This window comes from Pseudomonadota bacterium, from assembly GCA_037200975.1.
In the GTDB taxonomy this organism is placed as follows: Bacteria; Pseudomonadota; Gammaproteobacteria; order Steroidobacterales; family Steroidobacteraceae; genus CADEED01.
In genome coordinates, this window is sequence record JBBCGI010000001.1 from 3,943,003 (window position 1) to 3,965,550 (window position 22,548).

15 protein-coding genes are annotated in these 22,548 nt (G+C 66.1%); 12 read left to right on the plus strand and 3 right to left on the minus strand.

The genetic code is table 11. The features are described from left to right. Positions 1–15 precede the first annotated feature (15 nt). The 3 genes from WDO72_17610 (at position 16) to WDO72_17620 (ending at position 2,629) form a co-directional block, all read left to right on the plus strand. The gene (locus WDO72_17610; GenBank protein ID MEJ0087495.1) at positions 16–1,038 is read left to right on the plus strand and encodes a fatty acid desaturase; all 1,023 of its coding nucleotides are present in this window, start codon (positions 16–18) and stop codon (positions 1,036–1,038) included. A 48-nt stretch (positions 1,039–1,086) separates the two neighbouring features. Beyond that, complete coding sequence (locus tag WDO72_17615) at positions 1,087–1,308, plus strand: hypothetical protein (protein ID MEJ0087496.1); 222 nt, start codon at positions 1,087–1,089, stop codon at positions 1,306–1,308. 109 nt (positions 1,309–1,417) lie between these two features. Next, positions 1,418–2,629, plus strand: a complete 1,212-nt coding sequence (locus WDO72_17620; GenBank protein ID MEJ0087497.1) for an FAD-dependent oxidoreductase — start codon at positions 1,418–1,420, stop codon at positions 2,627–2,629. A gap of 103 nt (positions 2,630–2,732) precedes the next feature. Here WDO72_17620 and gnd read toward each other — a convergent pair whose 3' ends face one another. Continuing rightward, positions 2,733–3,746: a decarboxylating 6-phosphogluconate dehydrogenase gene (gnd, locus tag WDO72_17625; GenBank protein ID MEJ0087498.1), complete on the minus strand. Its 1,014-nt coding sequence runs from the start codon at positions 3,744–3,746 to the stop codon at positions 2,733–2,735. Positions 3,747–3,853: 107 nt separating this feature from the next. Here gnd and pgm point away from each other — a divergent pair, with 107 nt between their 5' ends. Beyond that, positions 3,854–5,506: a phosphoglucomutase (alpha-D-glucose-1,6-bisphosphate-dependent) gene (gene pgm / locus WDO72_17630; protein ID MEJ0087499.1), complete on the plus strand. Its 1,653-nt coding sequence runs from the start codon at positions 3,854–3,856 to the stop codon at positions 5,504–5,506. A 416-nt stretch (positions 5,507–5,922) separates the two neighbouring features. Next, positions 5,923–6,294, plus strand: a complete 372-nt coding sequence (locus WDO72_17635; protein ID MEJ0087500.1) for a hypothetical protein — start codon at positions 5,923–5,925, stop codon at positions 6,292–6,294. Positions 6,295–6,298: 4 nt separating this feature from the next. Here WDO72_17635 and WDO72_17640 read toward each other — a convergent pair whose 3' ends face one another. Both WDO72_17640 and WDO72_17645 read right to left on the minus strand, forming a co-directional pair. Next, entirely contained in the window at positions 6,299–7,408 is a 1,110-nt protein-coding gene (locus tag WDO72_17640) for an MBL fold metallo-hydrolase (GenBank protein MEJ0087501.1), read from the minus strand. Between the two features lie 82 nt (positions 7,409–7,490). Further along, positions 7,491–8,192 (minus strand): pirin family protein, encoded by a 702-nt coding sequence (locus WDO72_17645; GenBank protein ID MEJ0087502.1) that lies wholly within the window; start codon positions 8,190–8,192, stop codon positions 7,491–7,493. Between the two features lie 109 nt (positions 8,193–8,301). On the opposite strand from WDO72_17645, the gene WDO72_17650 reads away from it, so the two are divergent. The 7 genes from WDO72_17650 to WDO72_17680 all read left to right on the plus strand — a co-directional run bounded on the left by WDO72_17650 (position 8,302) and on the right by WDO72_17680 (position 22,545). Next, the gene (locus WDO72_17650; protein MEJ0087503.1) at positions 8,302–9,735 is read left to right on the plus strand and encodes an amidohydrolase; all 1,434 of its coding nucleotides are present in this window, start codon (positions 8,302–8,304) and stop codon (positions 9,733–9,735) included. Between the two features lie 12 nt (positions 9,736–9,747). Then, positions 9,748–11,100 (plus strand): FAD-binding oxidoreductase, encoded by a 1,353-nt coding sequence (locus WDO72_17655; GenBank protein ID MEJ0087504.1) that lies wholly within the window; start codon positions 9,748–9,750, stop codon positions 11,098–11,100. Between the two features lie 23 nt (positions 11,101–11,123). After that, positions 11,124–12,287 carry an aromatic ring-hydroxylating dioxygenase subunit alpha gene (locus WDO72_17660; GenBank protein ID MEJ0087505.1) on the plus strand — a complete coding sequence of 388 codons (1,164 nt, stop codon included), beginning with the start codon at positions 11,124–11,126 and terminating at the stop codon, positions 12,285–12,287. A gap of 8 nt (positions 12,288–12,295) precedes the next feature. Beyond that, complete coding sequence (locus WDO72_17665) at positions 12,296–13,927, plus strand: NAD(P)/FAD-dependent oxidoreductase (protein MEJ0087506.1); 1,632 nt, start codon at positions 12,296–12,298, stop codon at positions 13,925–13,927. A 7-nt stretch (positions 13,928–13,934) separates the two neighbouring features. Beyond that, positions 13,935–15,227 carry an MFS transporter gene (locus tag WDO72_17670; GenBank protein MEJ0087507.1) on the plus strand — a complete coding sequence of 431 codons (1,293 nt, stop codon included), beginning with the start codon at positions 13,935–13,937 and terminating at the stop codon, positions 15,225–15,227. A 138-nt stretch (positions 15,228–15,365) separates the two neighbouring features. Then, positions 15,366–15,953 (plus strand): PEP-CTERM sorting domain-containing protein, encoded by a 588-nt coding sequence (locus WDO72_17675; GenBank protein ID MEJ0087508.1) that lies wholly within the window; start codon positions 15,366–15,368, stop codon positions 15,951–15,953. Further along, positions 15,946–22,545 carry an Ig-like domain-containing protein gene (locus WDO72_17680; GenBank protein MEJ0087509.1) on the plus strand — a complete coding sequence of 2,200 codons (6,600 nt, stop codon included), beginning with the start codon at positions 15,946–15,948 and terminating at the stop codon, positions 22,543–22,545. The genes WDO72_17675 and WDO72_17680 overlap by 8 nt, the downstream gene beginning before the upstream one ends. The last annotated feature ends 3 nt before the right edge of the window (positions 22,546–22,548 follow it).

Below are 22,548 nucleotides of genomic sequence, written 5' to 3' on the forward strand. Positions count from 1 at the left end.
TGCGCCCGAATCAACATGAACCGTTCCGAAGCCGCGACTGTACGCGCTCTATGTGCGCGATTCGTAAAGCCTTCGCTGCCGCGGGCATTGTGGCAGCTTGCCAATACGCTGACGTCATTCGTGGTGCTATGGACGCTCATGGCGTACGGCGTGAGTGTCGGATGGAACTACGCCTGGACACTCCTTTTGGCCATCCCGGTTGCAGGACTATTCGTACGCCTTTTCATCATCCAGCATGACTGCGGCCACGGCTCGTTCTTCGCCAACGGACCCGCCAACCGGTGGTTGGGCGCCGCGCTGGGCTTCCTGACACTTTCGCCTTTCAACTACTGGCGCAAGACACACGCGGTGCATCATGCCACCTCGGGCAACCTCGACCGGCGTGAGTTCGGCGCGGTGCGTGTGTTGACGCTGCGCGAGTATGCCGGAAAATCCCGCTGGCTGAGATTCTGTTATCGCTTCTACCGCAGCATGGCGGTCATGCTGATCATCGGGCCTATCTACCAGTTCGTCGCCAAACATCGCCTGCCGGTGGATCTGCCGCGCGCCTGGAAGACGGAGTGGGCGAGTGTCTGGCTCAACAACCTGGCGCTGCTGGCCGCGGCCGGGGTGGTCGCCGCGTTTTTCGACTGGCGCCTGGTCCTGATGGTGCACCTGCCGGTGGTGGTGATCGCCGGCGCGCTGGGCGTGTGGTTGTTCTACGTGCAGCATGGAGCCGAGGCGTCGTATTTCGCGCGCGGCGGGGGCTGGGACGCGCACCGCGCCGCGGTCGAGGGCAGCTCGTTCTACGACCTGCCGGTGGTGTTGCGCTGGTTCACCTGCAACATCGGGTATCACCACATCCATCACCTGCAGCCCGGCATCCCTAACTACAATCTGCGGGCGGCGTTCGAATCGAGCCCGCGGTTGCGCGTGGCGACGCGCCTCACGTTGCTGGGCAGCCTGCGTTGCGCCCGCATGAAGCTGTGGGACGACGATCTGCAGCGCATGGTGGGGTTTCCGCGCCGCGGGCCTCTCCAAGCGGCCATTCGCGCCTAAGCGTCCTTCCGCACAGACAGGAGTCAGGCTGGCGGGTACGGTGCGCTCATGCGCTGGATACCGACCAAAATTACCTCGTGGCCTGCCGGCATGGCGTTGCTTGCCGCTGGCCTGTCTTTCGCGGGCGTCTCGAACGCGGGTGAACCCGGTGGGGGTTTCGTCGCTGGAGTCGCCCACTGGCCCTGGATCGCGGTCGCAGTGATCGTCGGGTTGTTAGGCGTGATCTCGTTTGCATCGCGGCGGCGCATCCATGCGGTATGCGGGAGCTGAACTCGGTCCGGATGATCACGCCGTCACCCGGCTGAGTCTTACAGCCGCAAGTTTGCCAGCCATCTAGGGTCGTTCGGTGTGGCCTTTCCATAGAAACAACGCCGCCGCCGTGCGCTCACGCGAACCCTACTGGCTGCTGCGCAACGGCATTGGTGCGGCGGGAGCCGCGCTCGACCGCTCGCTCGAATGCGACGTCGCGATCATTGGCGCGGGCATCACGGGTGCGCTGGTTGCGGACGCCCTGATCGAAACGGGTCTGCGGGTCGTGGTGCTTGATGCGCGCGACATTGCGCTGGGCAGCACCAGCGCATCCACCGCGCTGCTCCAGTACGAGGTGGATACCAAACTATCGGAGCTTGCGCGGCTGGTGGGCGCCGATAAAGCGGTGCGTGCCTACGCCGCCTGCGCGCGCAGCTTTTCCCTGCTCGAGAAACGGATGCCGGAGTTGCTGCAGCTTTCCGATTACGAGCGGCGTGCGAGTCTGTATCTGGCGGCGGACGATTTCGGGGTCGCGGAGCTCAAAGTCGAACTCGCGGCGCGGCAGTCGATGGGGCTGCAGGTGTCGTGGGTCGAAGACGATGAGCTGCGGCGGCGATTCGGCTGCCATCGGCCGGGCGGCATTCTTTCGGAGCTGGGAGGGCAGGTCGACCCGTTCCGTCTTGCGCGCGGCATATTTGCGGGCGCCGTCCGCCATGGCGTGAAGGTATTCGCGCGCTCGAGGGTCGATGCCATCGACGAGGCGGGCAGCGTGTTTCGATTGCGCGTCGGGGAGCATGCGGTCAGCGCCGCGCACGTGGTGGTGTGCGCGGGTTATGAGTCATTGCGCTTTCTCGAATCCGATGTCGCGCAAATCCACAACACCTTCGCGCTGGTGACCGAGCCGCTGGCGGAGCCCGCGCGTGCGACGCGGCTGCCGCTGATCTGGGAAAACGCGACTCCTTATATGTATGTGCGCGGTACCAGCGACGGGCGGCTCATCGTCGGCGGTGAGGACGTACCGTTCAAGAGCGCGGCCGCACGCGAGGCGCTGCTGCCGCGGAACATTCGCCGGCTGTCGGCCAAATACGAGGAATTGTTCGGCAGCGAGCTGCCGCCGGTGGCGTACACGTGGGCTGGCAGTTTCGCGGAGACAGAAGACGGACTGCCCTTTATCGGCGCCGTGCCGGGAATGAACCCGCGCCTGCAGTTCGCGCTGTGTTACGGCGGCAACGGCATCACGTACAGCGTGCATGCCGGGGACATGATCCGCGCCGGCATCGAGGGCCGCGCACACGACCTCGACGATGTCTTCGGCTTCAAAAGGGGACATGCCTCTTTATGAAAAAGGGGACATGCCTATTTATTGATGGAATGCGCTCGTGAACGGCCGGCCATTCCGTCAATAAATAGGCATGTCCCCTTTTTCATAAAGAGGCATGTCCCCTTTATTTCTTTTCGACGTGGCCGCCGAATTGCTTGCGCATTGCCGACAACAAGCGGTCGGCGTAGTCGGCGTTGCCACGCGATTCGAAGCGGCTGAACAGCGCGGTCGTGATCACGGGAGCGGGCACGCCTTCTTCAACGGCCGCGGTCACCGTCCAGCGGCCTTCGCCGGAATCCGACACCCGCCCCGCGAATGCGTCGAGGTTCGCATCGTCGCGCAACGACTGTGCCGTCAGGTCGAGCAGCCACGAACGGATCACGCTGCCGTGGCGCCAGACCTCGGCGATCTGCGCCAGATCGAGGTCGAATTGATAATGCTCGGGATTACGTAGCGGCGTCGTCTCCGCATCGGCCGCGTGCGTGCGTTTCCCGACGTTCGCATTGCGCAGGATGTTCATGCCTTCGGCGAACGCCGCCATCACGCCGTATTCGATGCCGTTGTGGATCATCTTGACGAAATGACCCGCGCCCTGCGGCCCGCAATGCAGGTAACCGCGCTGCGCGGTGCTCAGCGTGCCTTTCGCCACGGCGGGATCGAGCCCCGGATCCGCACCCGGCGCGAGCGCCGCGAAGATCGGCTCGAGCCGGTCGAACTGCGATTTCTCCCCGCCGATCATCAGGCAATAGCCGTTGTCGAACCCCGCGATGCCGCCGCTCGTGCCCACATCCAGATAGTGGATACCGCGGGCCTTGAGCTCGGAACCGCGCCGGATGTCGTCGTGGTAGTAGGAATTGCCACCGTCGATGACCGTGTCGCCCGCACCGAGCAGCGGCAGCAGCAGCGCCAGCTCCTGGTCGACGATGGCGGCCGGCAACATCAGCCAGATCGCGCGCGGCGCGCGTAATTTGGCGACGAACTCCGTGAGTGTGGGCGCGCCGATGACGCCGGGACGCGCCAGCGCCGACATCGCCGCCGTGTTGGCGTCATGAATGACGCACTCGATGCCGGCATCGGCCAGGCGCCGCACCATATTGCCGCCCATGCGGCCTAGCCCGATCATCCCAAGTTGCTGCATGCTGAACCTCTGCGCCGACCTTACATCGCTGACGTCGCATTGGACAGCAGGGTTCACCACGACGTTATAAATTCCCGTCAAAGAAGTTCAACAAGATAAGGAAATCCATGACCGCGACTCCCCCTGTGAATCCCCTCGCCGGCAAGCCCGCTCCGCATTCCCTGCTGGTGGATTTGCCGCGGCTGATCACCGCGTATTACACGCTCGCGCCGGATGCGCGCATCTCGACGCAACGCGTCGCCTTCGGCACCTCCGGGCATCGCGGCTCCGCATTCGACAGCAGTTTCAATGAAAACCACGTGCTCGCCATCACGCAGGCGATCTGTCTGTATCGGCGGAAGCAGGGCATCGATGGACCGCTGTTCCTTGGGCTCGATACCCATGCGTTGTCCGCGCCCGCCGGCGCGAGCGCGCTCGAGGTGCTGGCCGCCAATGGCATCGAGGTCATGATCGCCGAGCGTGATGAGTACACGCCGACGCCGGTGGTTTCACACGCCATCCTCGGCTACAACCGCGGGCGCAAGACCGGGCTCGCGGATGGCATCCTCGTGACGCCGTCGCACAACCCGCCCGCCGACGGCGGTTTCAAATACAACCCGACCCACGGCGGGCCGGCCGACACCGATGCCACGAAGTGGATCGAAAACACCGCCAACGATTTCCTGCTGAACGGACTTGCGGGCGTGAAGCGCCTGGCGTACGAGCAGGCGTTGAAGGCGCCGACGACGCATCGCCACGACTATCTGAACACCTACGTGAACGATCTGGGTTCGGTCATCGACATGGACGTGATCCGGTCGTCGAACCTGAACATGGGCGTGGACCCGCTGGGTGGCGCGGGCGTGCATTACTGGGGCGCGATCGCGGAGAAGTACGGGTTGCGGTTGACGGTCGTCAACCAGGAAGTCGACGCCACGTTTCGCTTCCTGACGGTCGACTGGGATGGAAAGATCCGCATGGATCCTTCCTCGCCCGATGCGATGCAGGGCCTGATCGGTCTCAAGACGCGGTTCGACATCGCGTTCGCCTGCGATACGGACCACGACCGGCATGGCATCGTCACGCGCAGCGCGGGGTTGTTGCCGCCCAATCATTATCTGAGCGCGTCGATTGCCTATCTACTAGAGCATCGCAAGGGCTGGGCCGCGGATGCGGCGATCGGCAAGACCATCGTCAGCAGCGACCTGATCGCGCGCGTCACCGCGAAATTCGGCCGCAAGCTGCTGGAGGTGCCGGTCGGGTTCAAGTGGTTCGTCGATGGATTGCTGGCGGGGACGCTGGGGTTCGGCGGCGAGGAAAGCGCCGGCGCGTCGTTTCTGCGCAAGGACGGTACGGTATGGACCACCGACAAGGACGGCATGGCGCCGGCGCTGCTGGCCGCCGAGATGACCGCGCGGCTGAAGCGCGATCCGGGCGAGTTGTATCGCGGGCTGACGCAGGAACTGGGCGAGCCGGTGTTCCAGCGCGTCGATGCGCCGGCCACGCCCGAGCAGAAGAAGTTGTTAGGCGCGTTGACGCCGCAGAACGTGAAGTCGGCCGCGCTCGCCGGAGATCCGATCGTGTCGATCCTGACGCGCGCGCCGGGCAACGATGCGGCGATCGGCGGGCTCAAAGTGGTTTCCGCGAATGGCTGGTTCGCCGCGCGTCCGTCGGGTACCGAGAATGTCTACAAGGTGTATGCGGAAAGCTTCAAGGGCGCCGATCACCTGCGCCGGATCCAGGAGGACGCGCGCGCCATCGTCGACGCCGCGCTGAAGTGACGAAAAGGGGACATGCCTATTTTTCTGCTCGGCGGAATTCGTGGGGCGGCTTTCGGCTTTGAGGCTGCCGCTCGGGAAACCGGCCGGCGGCCTTGGACGGCCGGGAGGCGGGTGGCATCGGGCCGGGCTGGCGACCGCACGGAAGTTCGCCCGGGCCGCGGCGCCGTATCGAACTTCGAAATCGAACGGACAGCGCGCCTGGGTTATTGTCTTGTCGCCACTGCCGGGACAATAATTTCCGCAGTGCGAAAACATTTCCGCCGGTTCGTGGTACTAACTCCTCCATGTTCGTAAATGACACCGGTCACCTGCCCGACTCCGGTCGGGTCTGCGTGGCGGGACTCCAGGCTGCGGCCGCCGGGACCCGCATTTTCTATAGCCTCGAAATTCATTCCGCGCGTGCGGAGATCGAGCCCATGAGCGAGCCGCGCAACACCGCCCACGTGCTGGGAGTCGGTTGTGAGATCCAGTCGGTCAAGGGTCCCGTGTTCGCCGCGTACTTCGCCGCGTCGCGCGAGCGCTTCGACGCCGAGCCTAACTACCAAGCCGGCTTGTTCGTGCTGGTCGATGGCGCCGTGTATTCGGTCAGCGCCGAGAGCGTCGGTACCACCATCCGGCGCGGTTTCAGCACGCGCAAGTTCACGTTGCTGCGCGCCGATCGCCCCCAGCGCACGGTTGAATACGCCTGGCCCTGGTACCGCGAGCCGTTCGCGTCGTCCGCGCCGGGACACGTGCGCTCGCAGGACTTCCTGCGCGAGATGTCGTCGATGGTGGCGGCGTACCGGTAGGCTCTCAATCGATCGGCCAGGGCATCGCCTTGGGCATGCGCGCATTCGCCGCCCGTCTCGGTTTGCGCGCGGTGTCGTCTATTCCGCGCCACCAGGTCTCGAGCGCGTGGTCCTGCGCGGGCTCCACGGGTTCGCCCAGCCGCGGCAGGATCAATCGCGATGCCGAGTGCGGCGCGAGGCGCAGCAGCGTCTCGATCGGATCGTCCCAGGGATGCAGCGCCAGGTTGAACGTGCCCCAGTGGACCGGCAGCAGCGCGCCGCCGCCTAACAACTCGTGCGCCTTGAGCGCGTTCGCCGGGCCCAGGTGGATGTTCCCCCAGGCGGGGTGGAACGCGCCCACCTCGAGCAGACTCAGATCGAACGGACCGAGCCGCTCGCGAATCCCGGCATATTCCGGCGTCAGCCCGGTATCGCCGCTGAAAAACACCTTGTGCCGCTGCGATTCCACCACCCACGACGACCACAACGTGCGGTTGCCGTCCTTCAATCCGCGGCCCGAGAAATGTTGCGACGGCACCGCGGTCAACACCAGATCCGTGCCCGGCAAGCGGCAGGTCTCCCACCAGTCGAGCTCGACGATGCGCCCGGGAGCGATCCCGAACGCTTCCAGATGCGCGCCCACGCCGAGCGACGTGACGATGGGCACCTCCATCCGGCGCATCAGCCGCATCGTCGTGTAGTCGAGGTGATCGTAGTGATCGTGCGAGACCAGCACCGCATCGAGCCGCGGCAGCTCGCGGATCGAAACCGGCACGGGCTGAAACCGCTTCGGCCCGATGAACCGCGACGGCGACGCGCGCGGACCCCACACCGGGTCCGTCAACACGCGGAATCCGTCGATCTCGAGCAGCACGGTGGAATGACCTAACCACGTGGCACGCAGTCCGCTCTGTGGCGTGCGGGTCCAGGTGTCGAGTGGGTTGAGCGAGGGCAGCGGCCCTTGCGGTACGCGCCGGTCGCCGCCGCAGACGAAGTCGCCGAGCGACGGCATCGCGACGCCGGCTTCGCCGCGGGGTGCCGGATGCGTGTTGCGAAAGCGCTCGCCATCCCAGCGCGGCGAGGCGGCCACACGCTCGAGACGCACACCTCGCGATCGGGCAAGAGCGGGATTCATGCCGCTACCTTAAGCCTCGCGCGCGATGACGCCTATCCTTCGAAAGGGGGTCTCATAAAAGGGGGCTCGACGGCGCGACCCGTCATCCAGGCAGATCGAATGCAATGACTTCCGCCGCCTTGCCTTCCTTGAACTCGAGGTCGCCCGCGTCCGTGATCTTGAGACCATCACCGGCTTCCAGATGCAGCCCCGCCACGTGCAGCGAGCCGCGCGCCACATGAATATAAGAGTGCCGGCCACCCGCGACCGCGAGCGTCGCGTGTTCATCGCCATCGAACAGTCCGCTGAAGATATTCACGTCCTGGTGCAGCAGCACCGAGCCGTCCGCCTTGTCGGGCGAGGCGATCAGCCGCAGGCGGCCGCGCCGCTCGGCCGGCGCGAAATGCGCTTCCTCGTAACTGGGAGGAATGCCCACCCGGTCGGGAATGATCCAGATCTGCAGGAAATGCACGGGCTCGGTTTTCGACGCGTTGAACTCGCTGTGGCTCACGCCGTTGCCCGCGCTCATGCGCTGCACGTCGCCCGGACGGATCACCGAGCTCGTTCCGGTCGAATCCTTGTGCGCGAGCGCGCCCTCGAGCACGTAGCTCACGATCTCCATGTCGCGATGGCTGTGCGTGCCGAAGCCGGCGCCGGCCTGCACGCGATCTTCATTGATCACGCGCAAGGGTCCGAACTGCGTATGCCGCGGGTCCTGGTAGGAAGCGAACGAGAAGCTGTGACGCGATTGCAGCCAGCCGTGATCGGCCGCGCCGCGCTCGTTGCTGCGACGGATTTCTTTCATGCGGGCGATTATGGACGAACACGCGGGAGCTTGGCGTTCGCAAGAGGGTTCTCGATTCAGCACGCCGGTTTCGCGGGTTACACTCGACGCAATTCCGGGGAGAACAACAATGCGAACCCGTCTCGTGACCGTAGCCGTGGCCGCGCTCTCCGTCTGGCCGCTCGCAGCCGCCGCCGCAACACCCAGCCCCAACAAACGTGCCGCCGTCGCCGCCGTCGACCGGCATGCCGCCGAGCTCACCCGGTTGTCCGACCAGATCTGGGAATACGCGGAAACCGCGCTGCGCGAACACCGGTCCTCGAAACTGCTGGCCGACTACGCCGAATCGCAGGGTTTCTCCGTGACGCGCAATGTGTCGGGCATGCCGACGGCCTTCGTCGCGCGGTTTGGCACCGGCAAACCCGTCATCGGCATCATGGGCGAATACGACGCGTTGCCCGGCGTGTCGCAGAAGGCGCAGGCCGAGAAGAGCCCGCTGGTCGAGGGCGGCGCCGGCCATGGCTGCGGCCACAACCTGTTCGGTGCGGCCAGCCTCGGCGCCGCGCTTGCCATCAAAGAGCGGATTGCCGCCGGCAAGCTCAAGGGCAGCGTCATCTTTTTTGGCACGCCGGCGGAGGAAGCCGTAGGCGGCAAGACGTTCATGGCGCGCGACGGCGTGTTCAATGAGGTCGACGTGATGTTCGCGTGGCACCCGGGCGACACGTCCCGCGCCGACATGGTGACCGCCCAGGCCATGGTCGACCTGCGCGTCGAGTTCCACGGCCGCGCCGCGCACGCGGCGGCGGATCCCTGGAACGGCCGCAGTGCGCTCGACGGCGTCGAGGCCTTCACGCACGGCGTGAATCTCATGCGGGAGCACATGCCCTTGTCCTCGCGCGTGCACTACGTGATCACGGATGGCGGCGACGTGCCGAACGTCGTGCCCGATCACGCCGCGGTGTGGATCTGGGCGCGCGACCAGAAGCGCAGTGAAGTCGAACAGCTGTACGGGCGCCTCCGCAAGATCGCCGAAGGCGCAGCGCTGATGACCGAGACGAAGGTCGACGTGAAACTGCAGAGCGGCAGCTGGGAAGTGCTGTTGAACAAGACCGGCGCGCAGCTGCTCGACGCGAACCTGCGCTGGATCGGCACCCCGACCTACACCGCCGACGAGGACGCGTTCGCGAAAAAGATCCAGGCCGCGACGGAGGTGTCCGCGGTCGGAATGGATCGCGGCATCGAGTCGCTCGACGGGCAGATCGAAGAGGGTGGTTCCACCGATGTGGGCGACGTCAGCTGGGTCGTGCCGACGCTGAATCTCACCGTGGTCACCGCGCCGAAGGCCACGCCCTGGCACGCCTGGCCCGTGGTGGCCACCGGCGGCATGTCGATCGGCCACAAGGGGATGATCGTCGCCGCGAAGACGCTGGCCGCGACCATGGTGGATCTGTACGAGCAGCCGCCGGCGCTGCGTGCGGTGCGCGCGGAGTTCGAGCAGCGACGCGGCGGGGCGGTCTTCAAGGCCTATCTACCCGACGGTCCGCCGCCGCTGCCGCAGGAATGACCGGATAATCGCATGCCCGGCGAGCAACAGGTCCAGGCGACTCTGAAAGACGAGTGGACGTGGAGCGATGCCCACGTGCTGCCCGGGATCGTGGACGTCGCGATCATCGGCGGCGGCATCGTCGGCTGCTCGGCCGCGTATTTTCTCGCGCGCGCGGGCCTGCGCGTCGCGTTGTTCGAAAAAGGCCGGATCGCCGGCGAGCAATCCGGCAGGAACTGGGGCTGGGTGCGGCAGCAAGGCCGTTCACCCATCGAACTACCGCTGATGATGCGCAGCCTGCAGCTGTGGCTCGAGCTGCGCGAGGAACTGGGTGACATCGGCTTCGTGCAGGGTGGATCGCTCTACCTCGCCGAAGACGAGTCGCAACTCGCGGCGCTGGCGGAATGGCTGAGCGTCGCGCGCGAGCATGGGCTCGACACGCGCATGCTCGATGCGCGGGAGCTCGCGGCAATCCTGCGAAGCGAGGCGCGCCGCTGGAGCGGCGCGTTGCACACCGCGAGCGACGCACGCGCCGAACCCAGCCGCGCGGCGCCGGCGATCGCGCGTGCCGCCCAGCGGCGCGGCGCGCAGATCTTCAGCCATTGCGCGGTGCGCGGCATCGATCGCGCCGCCGGCCGCGTCCAGGGTGTGATCACCGAACGAGGGCGCGTCGCGGCGTCCATGGTTGTTTGCGCCGGCGGCGCCTGGACGCGCAGCTTCTGCCGATCGCTGGGCATCGACTTCCCGCAATTGACGGTGTTAGGCACCGTCGCCCGCACCGCGCCGGCGCGGGAAATTCTCGCCGGCGAAGCCTGGTGCCCCGCCATCGCGATCCGCCGCCGGGCGGACGGTGGCTACACCGTCGCGCACGGCGGCTCGTTCCTGCATTCATTGACCCCGGACTCGTTGCGCTACGCGCGCAAGTTCTGGCCGGCTTTTCTGCAGGGTCACGACTCGATCCGCGCCCGGCTGAACGGCGGGTTCTTCGAGGCGCTGCGCACGCCCTCGAGCTGGGCGATGGATGAGGTCTCGCCCTTCGAGCGGCGTCGAATGCTGCATCCGGAGCCGGAGAAGCAGGTGCTGCACCAGATGCAGGCGGCGCTCGGGCGCTGTTTCCCGCAGATCGCTGCCGCCGGATTCGTGGAAACCTGGGGTGGAATCATCGAGTCGTCGCCCGACGTGTTGCCGGTGATCTCGCAGGTCGACGGACACGACGGGTTCCTCGTGGCCAGCGGATTCAGCGGACATGGTTTCGGCATTGGTCCCGGCGCCGGTAGACTCATCGCCGACATGGTCCGGGGTGTGGCCGATGGCGACGAGGTACGGTCTTTTCGGTTGCAGCGGTTTTTCGACGGCTCACCGATACATCCGGGTCCTGCCATCTGAGCAAAACGAGATAAAAGGTTGCCGTGAATCCCACCGAACAAGGCGTGTTTGCGAAGCAGTTTCAACCTGCGTTGGCGGCGCGTTTCTATGCGAGCGAAAGCGTGTTCGCGCTCGAGCGCGAGCGGCTGTTCCATGCGCAGTGGTTCTGCGTGGGCCGCGCAGAGCAGGTGCCGGCGCGCGGCGACTGTCTGCACGTGCACGTGGCGGGCGAGAGCGTGTTGATCCTGCGGCAGAAGGACGATTCGCTGCAGGCGTTCTACAACGTCTGTCGGCATCGCGGCAGCCGGCTGGTGCGCACGGCGCCGCTGCCGGATCCGGAACAGCCGGCAGCCACTCGTTCGACTTCGATGCCAACCGGTGTCGTCTGTCCGTATCACGCGTGGACCTACAACCTCGACGGCGGCTTGCGCGCGGCACCGTACGTGCAGTTCGATGCGTCCTGCCCGAAGGAAAATTTCTCTCTTGTGCCGGTTCACCTCGACACCTGGGGCGGCTTCATCTTCGTGAATCTCTCCACCACGCCGGCCCAGTCGCTGCACGAGCAATTGGCGGTGCCGGAGAACAAGCTGGTGCGATACCGGCTCGCGCAGCTGCGCCGCGGTGCGCAGATCGTCTACGACGTGCGCGCCAACTGGAAAGTGATCATGGAGAACTACAACGAGTGTTATCACTGCGGTCCGGTGCACCCGGAGTTGTGCGCGCTGGTGCCGGCATTCCGCGAGCGCGGCGGTGCCGGCCTCGAGTGGGACGATGGCATTCCGCACCGCGCAGGCGCCTGGACTTTCACGATGAGTGGCACTTCCAGTCGCGCGCCGTTTCCCGGGCTCTCCGAGAAGGAGAAGGATCATCACAAGGGCGAAGTCGCATACCCGAACCTGCTGCTGAGCGCCGCGGCGGAACACATTGCCGCATTCACGCTCTGGCCCATGGGTCCGGATCACACGCGCATCGCCTGCGAATTCCTGTTCCATCCGGACGAGATCGCGAAGGCATCTTTTGACCCGGCCGATGTCGTCGACTTCTGGGACATCGTCAACAAACAGGACTGGCAGATCTGCGAGTCGGTGCAGGACGGGATGAAGTCGCGCGGCTTTCGCGGCGGCTTCTATGCGCCGATGGAGGATCCGAGTCTCGACATCCGGCGTTATCTCGAGCGCCACCTCGGCGATCTGTCCAAGGTGAGCTGAGGACTCACGTGACATCCCGATACGACGCCGTCGTCATCGGCGCAGGACACAACGGTCTGACTACCGCGTTCTATCTGGCGCGCGCCGGGCTGCGCACGCTGGTGCTCGAGCGGCGCGAGATCGTCGGTGGTTGTTGCGTCACCGAGGAAATCGATGCCGCGGCGGCGCCCGGGTGCCGCGTGTCCACCGCGTCGTACATGGCCAGCATGTTGCGCCCGGAGATCATCCGCGACCTGCAACTGGATCGGCACGGATTGCGGATGATCGCGGCGGAGCCCACGGTCCAGGCGGTGATGCCCGACGGCGTGATCCTGCCGTGGTGGAGCGATCGCGAGCGCATGCGTGCTCTCCTCATGCGAGTTGCGCCGAAAGACTGCGAGCGTTTCCTGTCGCTGGATGTGCGTCTGAGCGGGCTCGCGCGTCATCTCGAGCCGCTGTTCATGCAGGCGCCGCCCGACCTGCAGCGCGGCGGATTCGCGGGAATGGCCGAGCTGCTGCGCTTCGGCTGGAAATTCCGCGGGCTGAAGGGCCGGCAGGTCGCGGATCTCATCGCCTTCGCCACCGGCAGCCTCGGCGAGTTTCTCGATCGCTCGCTCGAGTCGCCGCACCTCAAGTCGCTGGTGCTGTCCAACAGTCTGTACGGCAAACATGGCGGACCCTACGACGCCGGCACCTTGTTCGGGCTGCTGTTCCACTTGTTAGGCGGCGGTGCCGAGGCGAAGCAGGGCTTCGTCGGGCACGTGATGGGTGGCATGGGCGCCATCACGCAGGCGATGGCCGCAGCATGCGTGGCGCAAGGTGTCGAGATCCGCACCTCGTCGCCCGTGCATCGCGTGACAATCCGATCGGGCCGCGCGCAAGGCGTGGTGTTGGCGGACGGAACGCAGATCGACGCCGCGATCGTCGTTTCCAATGCCGATCCCAAGCGGACGTTTCTCGATCTGGTCGAGGCCGATGAGCTCGACGATCAGTTCCGCGCCGACGTGCGCGGCATCAAGATGGACGGGCCCTGCGGCAAGCTCAACCTGGTGCTGGACGAAGAACCGAAGTTGTCAGGCGGCGATCCCGACGCCGACACCCTGCGCAACGCGCAATTCACGCTCGTGCCCTGGCTCGAAGGAGCGCAACGCTGTTACGAGAGCGCGCGACAGGGCAGAGTGCACGAGCGCCTGTGGATCGATTGCCTGGTGCCCTCGTTGTTGGACCCTTCGCTCGTGACGCCGGGAAAACACGTCATGACCTGTTTCGTGCAGTACCTTCCGGGCAAGCCGGCCGAAGGCTGGGAAAACGCGCGTGAGCCGCTGCGGCGCCAGCTGCTCGCGCACCTGGCCGAACACGTCCCCGCGGTCGGGCGTTCGCTCGTGGCGAGCCGCCTCTATACCCCGGCGGATCTCGAAAACACGTTCGGCATCACCGAAGGCAACATCTTCCATGGCGATCTGCGCCCGGACCAATTGTTCTTCATGCGGCCCGTGCCGGCATATGCGCGTTACGCGACACCGGTCCGCGCGCTGTACCTGTGCGGGGCCGGCACCCATCCGGGCGGCGGCGTGACCGGCGCGCCGGGATTCAACGCGGCGCACCGCATCCTGTCCGACCGCTCCCGCCACCGCGAATTGCGCCAGGCGATGAACGCGTGAGGTGCACATGAGCAGCCCGCGCGCGATCCCGGTGAGATTCCGGATCATGGGCGTGTTGTTCGTGATGTGTTTCGTCAACTATCTACTGCGCAACAACCTGTCGATCGCGATCCCGAGCATCCAGCAGGAATTCAGTTTCAGCAACGCGGAAATCGGCTGGATCCTCGGCAGCTTCAATTTCAGCTATGCGCTGCTGCAGATTCCGGGCGGCATCTTCGGACAGGTCTACGGCCCGCGCCGGGCTCTCACCTTCATCGCCCTGACCTGGGGCGTGCTCACCTTCCTGACCGGATTCATTCCGACACTGTTTGCCGCCTCGGCCACCGGGGTGATGGTCTCGATGCTGGTTACGCGACTGATCCTCGGCGCCACCAACGCGCCGCTGTTTCCGGTCATCGCGGGCACCTTTTCGCGCTGGTTTCCCGAGGGAGGCTGGGGTTTCCCGAACGGGATGTTGAGCGTGGGTCTTGCGCTGGGGCAGGCGGCGATCGGTCCGATCGTGACCTTGCTGATCGTGCACTACGGCTGGCGCGGATCTTTCTATGTCTTCGCGCCGCTCGGCCTCGTCATCGGCGCCTGGTGGTACTGGTACGGTCGCGACCGCCCCGCGCAGCATCCCGACATCACGGCCGAAGAAGTGCGGCTGATCGAGGGCGACCGGCCGGATCGCGAACCGGCGGCCCGCGAGCGCGGCGCCTGGCGCCGCATGCTCGTGCACCGCGACGTGCTGCTGCTCGCCGCCAGCTACTTCTGCATGAACTACGTCTTCTACATGTTCGCGCAATGGTTGTTCACCTACCTGGTGAACGCGCGCGGCTTCTCGCTGCTGGAGAGCGGCTGGCTGTACGTGTTGCCGTTTGCCACCGGCGCCGTGCTCGCGGGCCTCGGCGGCTTCGTCTGCGATGCGTTGTGCAAACGGATCGGCGCGACCTGGGGTTGCCGGTTGCCCGCGATGACCGGGCTGATCCTCGTGGCGATCTTCCTGATCGCCGGCGTCGACGTATCGAATCCGTATGTCGCGGTGGGCCTGCTCTCCCTGTGTTTCGGCTTCACGCAGTTCACCGAAGGCGCCTTCTGGTCGGCGTCGACGTATGTCGCGGGTCCCAACACCTCGGCGGCGACCGGTGTCATGAATACGGGCGGCAATGCCGCCGGTTTCCTGGCGCCGGTAGTTGGACTGATGGTGGATCATCTGGGCTGGCTGGCGACGCTCGCCAGCGGATCGGTGTTCGCCATGATTGGCGCGGGCCTGTGGTTGCTGATCCGGATCGGGCCCGGGACAGCGCCGCGATCCCGGTAAAACACCCGGCCGTTTTATTTTGAGCCGACTTTCCCGCCACTGCGCCTATTGATCCTAGAGCAGCCCATTCGGCTGCCGGTTCGGATCCATGGGTTATGTCCATCAGGCGCTGCGCGCCGGTGGCATGGGGAGGCAGAGATGGGCGTATCGAAATTCTGGCCAGGCGTCGGCCGTCGGCTGCGTTTGCATGTTTTCGCCGGGTTGCTCGCGATGGCGTGTTCCGCGCCGAGCTTCGCGACGCTGATCAAGTACGAAGCCACCCAGGTAAGTGGCAATACCTGGCGCTACGACTACACCGTCGACAACGACACGCTCACCGCTCCAATAGAAGAGTTCACGATCTTCTTCGGCCTCGGTCAGTACGCCAATCTCAGCGGGCTCGGCCTGCCCGGCGACTGGGACGGCTTCATCGCCCAACCCGATCCGCTACTGCCGGACGACGGCTTCATCGACGTGCTCGCGCTGTCGGGGGGCGTGCTGCCGGGGCAGAGTCTCGGCTCCTTCTCGATCCTGTTCGACTGGCTGCTGGACGGGGCGCCGGGCTCGCAGCGTTTCGACATCATCGATCCCGCGTCTTTCACGACCATCGACACAGGCTTCACGTCGCTGGCAGCGGCGGCGACGCCGGTTCCCGAGCCGGCGCCGCTCGCGTTGTTTGGCGCCGGTTTGCTGGCTTTCATCGCGCTGCGCCGTCGCGCGTCTGCGGAGACCCGCGCTCATGCGTGATGCCGTCCGTTCGTGGTCCCTTAATGCGCTGCTCGTTCTGTTGTCGCTGTCTTGGGCCGGCGCGGGCGTCGCGCAGACGCCGTCCGCCTACGTCACCGAGCTCGTGCTGGTTTCCAGTCAGCGTTATTCGAGCTACCTGAGCGACTTCACGTACCGCATCCGCGTCGTGAACCAGGGAGGTGCGCTGACGAATGCCAGCGCGAGCGTGACGAGTTCCATCGCCACCACGACCCTCCTCGACAACGACGTCGTGCTCGGCACGCTCGCCGCGGGCAGCACCAGCGTCAGCACCGATACGTTCACGTTGCGGCAGGATCGCCGCGTCGCGTTCGATCCGGCCCGGTTGAACTGGACGATCAATGCGGTATCCGCCAACACGCGTCCCATCGCGAACGCCGGGCCGGACCAGACAGTGCGCACGGGCGCGTTGGTCGCGTTGAACGGCACCGGCTCGACGGATGCCGACGGCAACCCGCTCACCTATGCGTGGACGATGGTGTCGCGTCCCGCCGGCAGCACCGCGGTGTTGTCATCCAGCACCGCCGGCATGCCAACGTTCAGGCCCGATCGCGGCGGCACCTACGTGCTGAGCCTCGTCGTCAAAGACGGCCGGGTGAGCAGCCTCGCGGACGAGGTCCGCATCTCCACGATCAATTCCACGCCGACTGCCAATGCCGGAGTCGACCGTACGGTCGCGCGCGGCAGTCTCGTCACGCTCGACGGCTCCGCCTCGTCGGATCCCGATATCGATGCGCTGTCGTTCGCGTGGACCCTCGTGTCTGCGCCCGTGGGCAGTACCGCGGTGCTCAGCGGCGCAAACACCGTGCGCCCGACCGTGCGGCTCGAACGCGCCGGCAGTTACCGATTCCGCCTGGTCGTCTCCGACGGCCAGCTCTCCAGCAGTCCCGACGAAGTCACGATCAGCACCGAGAATTCCGCGCCGGTCGCGAATGCGGGGCCGGATCAAACCGTGGCGATCGGTGTGCGGGCGCAGTTCGACGGCAGCGCCTCGAGCGATGCGGACAATGACGCGCTGAGTTTCTCGTGGTCGTGGCAATCGCGTCCGGCGGCCAGCGCGTCGGTGTTGAGTGCCACCAATACGCCCGTGGCGGGCTTCGTGCCCGACAAGGCCGGTCTCTATGTCGGGCAACTCATCGTCAACGACGGGCTGATGAACAGCGTGCCCGATACAGCGGTCGTCACCGTGCCGTTGCCGGTCAATCGTGCGCCGGTTGCCGTGGCGGACGCGGCATCGACACCGGCGGGAACGGCGGTGACGATCAATGTGCTGGCCAACGACAGCGATCCCGATGCGGGACAGACCTTGTCGATTGCGAGCTTCACGCAGCCCGCCAGCGGCGGCGCCGTGACGGCGGTCAGCGGCGGTCTGCGTTTTGCGCCGGCTGCCGGATTCGCCGGCGTTGCGACGTTCGGTTACGTGGTGACCGACGGTGCGCTGACAGCCAGCGCAACGGTTACCGTCACGGTCGTGGGCGCGTCGAACGCGCCGCCGCACGTGAATGCCGGTGCGGATCAGCTCGTCACGTTGCCATACAGCGGTGCCATCGCGTCGCTGGCGCTGTCGGGTTCCGCGAGTGATGACGGCTTGCCCACGCCCGCGCATCTGACGGTGAGCTGGTCGCAGATCGGCGGCCCGGCGGTCGCCGCGATCGGCAATGCGGCGTCTCTGGCTACGTCCATTCAACTGTCCGCAACGGGCAGCTATGTATTTCGCCTCACGGCCAACGATGGCGCCGTGACGGCCAGCGACGATGTCAGCGTCGTGGTGGCCGCCGCGACGAACACCGCGCCGACGCTGCTTGCCATTGGAGATCGCACCCTCGCGCTAGGCGCGACGTTGTCGCTCCATCTCGGCGTCAGCGACGCCGATCCGTTCGATACGTTGTCGTTGACGATCGATGCAGGCCCTGCGGGCGCGACGCTGAGCGCGCCCGAGTCGTTGACCTGGACTCCGGGCACGACGCAGGTGGGCGCGCATACCTTCTCGATTACGGTGCGCGATGCGGCTGGCCTCTCCGATACGAAGACGTTCCATGTGACGGTCGTCAGCGCCAATCGCGCGCCGAGTCTCGGCGCATTGAGCGACGACGCCATCGGCGCGGGAGCTAACTACCAGAAGACTCTCAGCGCCACCGATCCCGACGGCGATGCATTGACGTTCCAGTTGATCGAGGGCCCCGCGGGCATGAGCCTGGCCGGCAACACGCTGCGCTGGCCCGCCGCGCAGCGCGGCACCTACTTCGTCAAGGTCGGCGTGCGCGATCCGGCGAACGCAACGGCTGCCGGTGTGTTCAAGCTCACCGTCGGTTCCGTCTCCGTGCCGCTGGCGCGCGACGACAGCTATCACGTGAAATTCGGCGAGACGCTCTCCGTGACGGCGCCCGGCGTGCTCGCCAATGACGCCGATGCCGATGGTGCGCCCCTGAGCGCGATCCGCGGCAGCGATCCGGCGCTCGGAACGCTCACCACGTTCAACACCAACGGCAGCTTCACGTATGTGGCGCCAGCGACGAACCCGCGCCCACCGTTCGCGGTCACGGCGCGTCCGCTCACGCGCAGCATTTTCATCAACGATGTGTACACGGCGCCGGTCATCGGCGATCTGAACGGCGACGGATTCCCCGATCTGGTTTACGACTGGTTCAACCAGAACCACACGGCGATCAGCGGCCGCGACGGATCGATCCTGTGGCACGCCGACCGCGCGAATATCCAGGGCTGCTTCGATTGGCTCGGCGTTTCGTTGCACCGCCTGTTGGCCGACATCGACGACGACGGTCAATCGGAATACGTGTACTTCTCCCAATGCGGCAATGAGATCCGGCTCGTCGCGGCGGATCACAACGGGCATACCAAGTGGGTCGCGCCGTCCGCGACCAAGCCTTACCTCGCGATCTTCTGCGCGTATGGCAACGGATATTGCCCGCCCGAAGCCACGCCGGTTCCGTACGACACGTTCGGCAGGGTCGCTCCGTCCGTGGCGCGCCTCACGCCGAACTCGCGGCCCGTGATCCTGTTCCGCCGCACTGTCACGGCGGACGCGGGCACGGCGTTGTCGCCCACACCGGAAGGTCCGCTCGCGTATCACAGCTATGGATGTGCGCTCGTCACCGGCAACGATGCGGATCTCGCCAAGGGCTGCCGCGCGACCTTCATCCTGTCGACCGTCGACGGCAGCGTGCAGCAGGTGCTGACCGCGCCGCCGCGTTACCTGGACGGGTCGGGTCTCGCGAACGCGGGCCCCTTCACCAGCGATTTCCAGGCGCCGTTCACCGCCGATCTCGATGGCGACGGCCAGGTCGAAATCGTTTCGGGCAGCGATGTGTGGCGCCTGGTCAACGGCCAGTGGACGCTGGCCTGGCAAACCGCCGCCGAACCTTCGCAGGTCGCGGTCGCCGATCTCGATGGCGACGGCCGTGCCGAGGTCGTGCACTTCCACGTGCGTGAAGGCATGGGACCGTACAACGGCGAGCCGCTGCCGGGATTCTCGGGGTTCATCATCTATGACGCCAATGGTGTCGAGCAGCGGCGCATCCCGCTGCATCCGGCGTACATGTCGAGTTACGTCACGATCGCCGATGTCGATGGCGACGTCACGCCGGAGCTGCTCGTCACTTCCAACTCCATGGTGTACGCAATGAGCACCGAGGGCGTCCTCAAGTGGACCTTCGTGTTGCCCGACAGCGTGGTGAATCCCGCGCCGTATCGCGAATACCGCCAGACCACCAAGACCAACGTGCAGGTCTACGACCTCGACGGCGACGGCGTCAGGGAAGTGGTGGTCTCCTCGCTGTTCGGCGTTCACATCCTCGACGGCCGCGACGGCACCGCGAAGGTCAACTTCGAGGCCGGCCAGCGCATCGCGAGCGGCGCGGTGCCGCGCATGACGTTCGTCGCCGACTGGAACAACGACGGGCACGCGGACGTCGTGTCGTTCGGCCAGGGCAACGGCACGCTCGGCGGCGACGGCTCCTTCGTGCTGAGCGCCGCGAACAACGACTGGCTCCCGGCGGGCAAGACGTTCCACCAGACGCAATACCGCGTGGGTGACGTCGACGACAGCGGTCACGTGTTCTACAACCCGGCTATCGACCGCAGCTTCCGCAATCCGCGCCAGCTCGGCACGATCCGCGATGCGCGCGAGGCGGGCGGCACGTCGTTCGACTACACAGCGAACAATGGCTCGGGCACGTCGAACGCGGCGCGCGTGTTCATCACGCTTGCGCCGGACAATCAGCCGCCCGTCATCACCTCGCGGCCGCCGACGGCGATCCAGGCCAGCAGCGCGGAGGACTATCTATATCAGCTGGCCGCCGCCGATCCTGACGCGGGCGACACGGTGACGTATTCGATCGTCAACGCGCCGTCGTGGGTCAGCATCACCGCCGCGACGGGCGCGGTGCGCTTCGACACCGGTCCGTGCGGATCGTACGGCTCGCCGTGTGATTACGGCCGCGTCACGGTGGTGCTCGCGGCGACGGATTCGCGCGGAGCGCAGACCACGCAGTCCTTCGTGGTGAACGTCACCACGTCCGCGCCTGCGGCCGTGCCGGATGTCGTCGGCAGTGCAAAGACCGCGGCGATCCAGGCGCTGAGGGCGCTGGCATTCAACGGCGTCGTGCTGCAGGAGCAGTTCAGCGGCCAGCCGGTGGGCACGGTGATCGCGCAGACACCGGCCGCGGGTTCCTCGCAGCCGCAGGGCACGACGGTGCTCGTCACCGTATCGAAAGGCCCGGCGCCGGCGATCGTGCCGAATGTGGTCGGCCGCTTCGAAGCCGTGGCGTCGGCCGCGCTGACCTCGCTGGGCTTCACGCCGACGGTCACGCGCGTGTTCAGCGAGACGGTGGAGGCGGGCGTCGTCGTATCGCAATCCATCGTCGCGGGTACGGAAGTGCCGCCCGGTGCGCTCACGCTTGTCGTGTCGTCCGGCAACGGACTGAACCTGCAGCTGTCGCGCATCGTGACGCCGGCCAACGAGCCGATCGCGTTCACGCTGGCTGAAACCGATCTGAACGGGCATGTCATCGGCACACCGGCGGCGAGTCTCAACGTGAGCGTTGTGTCCGCAGCATCCGGTCCCTTGCCCTCGGTGTCCGGCGGCGCGATCTCGTTCGGAACAGCGACACGCGGCCGCTATCGCCTGACGGTGATCAGCAGCGGGCGCACCGCCGTGGCCGAGTTCGTGGTCGTGCAGCCGAATACCGAAGCGAAACCCACGCAGCTGGCGATGTTCGCGCAGCTGGACTCCACGCTGCTCACGATGGACCGCCTGCTGGCCGAGGCGAATGCCGCGCGGCTGGCTGGTGAGACCGCGACGATGACGGCGCGCATGACGGACTGGGTGAACACCTGGCGCGCGCTCGACATCGATCAGTTGAGCCTCGCGGTGCCGGTGGTCACCGAAGACGGTTTCCCGCCGTCGCTGGCCGATCTCGCCGCGTTCGGTGTCACACAGACGCCGGACGATGCGCTCAACAAAACGATCCTCACGGACGCGGCGGACGATCTCGAGGACCTCGAGGCGGCGCTGCGCCAGCCTAACAAGCCATACACGCAGATCATCGCTGCGTTCCGCGCCTTCAACGCGCGTGCCGAGCGGCTGCGATCCGTCACGCCGGGCGAGTATGGAATCGTCGCTGCGAAAGGGCTGTATGCCGAGCTCATGTCGCAGCGGATTCCGCGCGTGATGGATGCACTGGTCGACGATGTGGCGGCGGCGTTCGGTTTGCCCGCGCGGCGGCGGCCGTTCCCCGGACTGATCGACTACGACGCGAGCGTCGCGGCGTTGCAGCCGGATGCGGCGCGCCACGTCTGGGTTGCGCAGCGCGCCGCGCTGCCGGCTGCCGGCGCGGAACAGGTCTATCTGTTCTCCACGCTCGCCGAGCAGCTCACGACGCTGGCCGTGCAGGCGGCGGTGGATGCGGTGGGCGACGGCTACACCGTGCGCAAGTTCTATCAGGCCGCGGCCACGAGTGCGATCGGTGGCGCGGCGATCCTGGCGGCCGCCCACCACATCAAGGCGGAGACGGGCGCCGCGGATCTGACCGTCACCACCGCCTCGTCGCTGTCGATCAACATCTTCGAGGCGCCGTACAGCACGATGGAGGGAATCGGTTTGAACGGTGCGCATCCGGCACTCAACAAGGTCATGATCATCGGGCCCGAGCTGTTCAATGTGTTCTCCGACATCGTCGAGAAGATCAAGGCGCTCGGTGGCCTGCGCAGCAGCGCCACGAATGTGGCCAAGGCGAAGAACCTCGACGACGTGTACGACGGTCTCACCGACTTCTACAAGAAGAGCAAGAAACAGCTGGACGGATTGACCGACGCCGAACAACGCATTCGCGAGGAGCTCGAGAACGTCTACCAGACGCCTTCACCGCACGCGGCCGTGACCGAATGCCTGTTCGAGCCGGGACCGTTGTGTGCGTCGATCGAGTACGCGAATGGATTCCACTCGGTGTACCGGTCGCTCGGACTGAACCTGCCGACGCCGGTGCTGTTCGTGGTGGTCGACCAGGAGACGGGCGCGGTGCTGGTCGGTTCGCCGGCCTTCCTGCCGCATCCGTGAGTT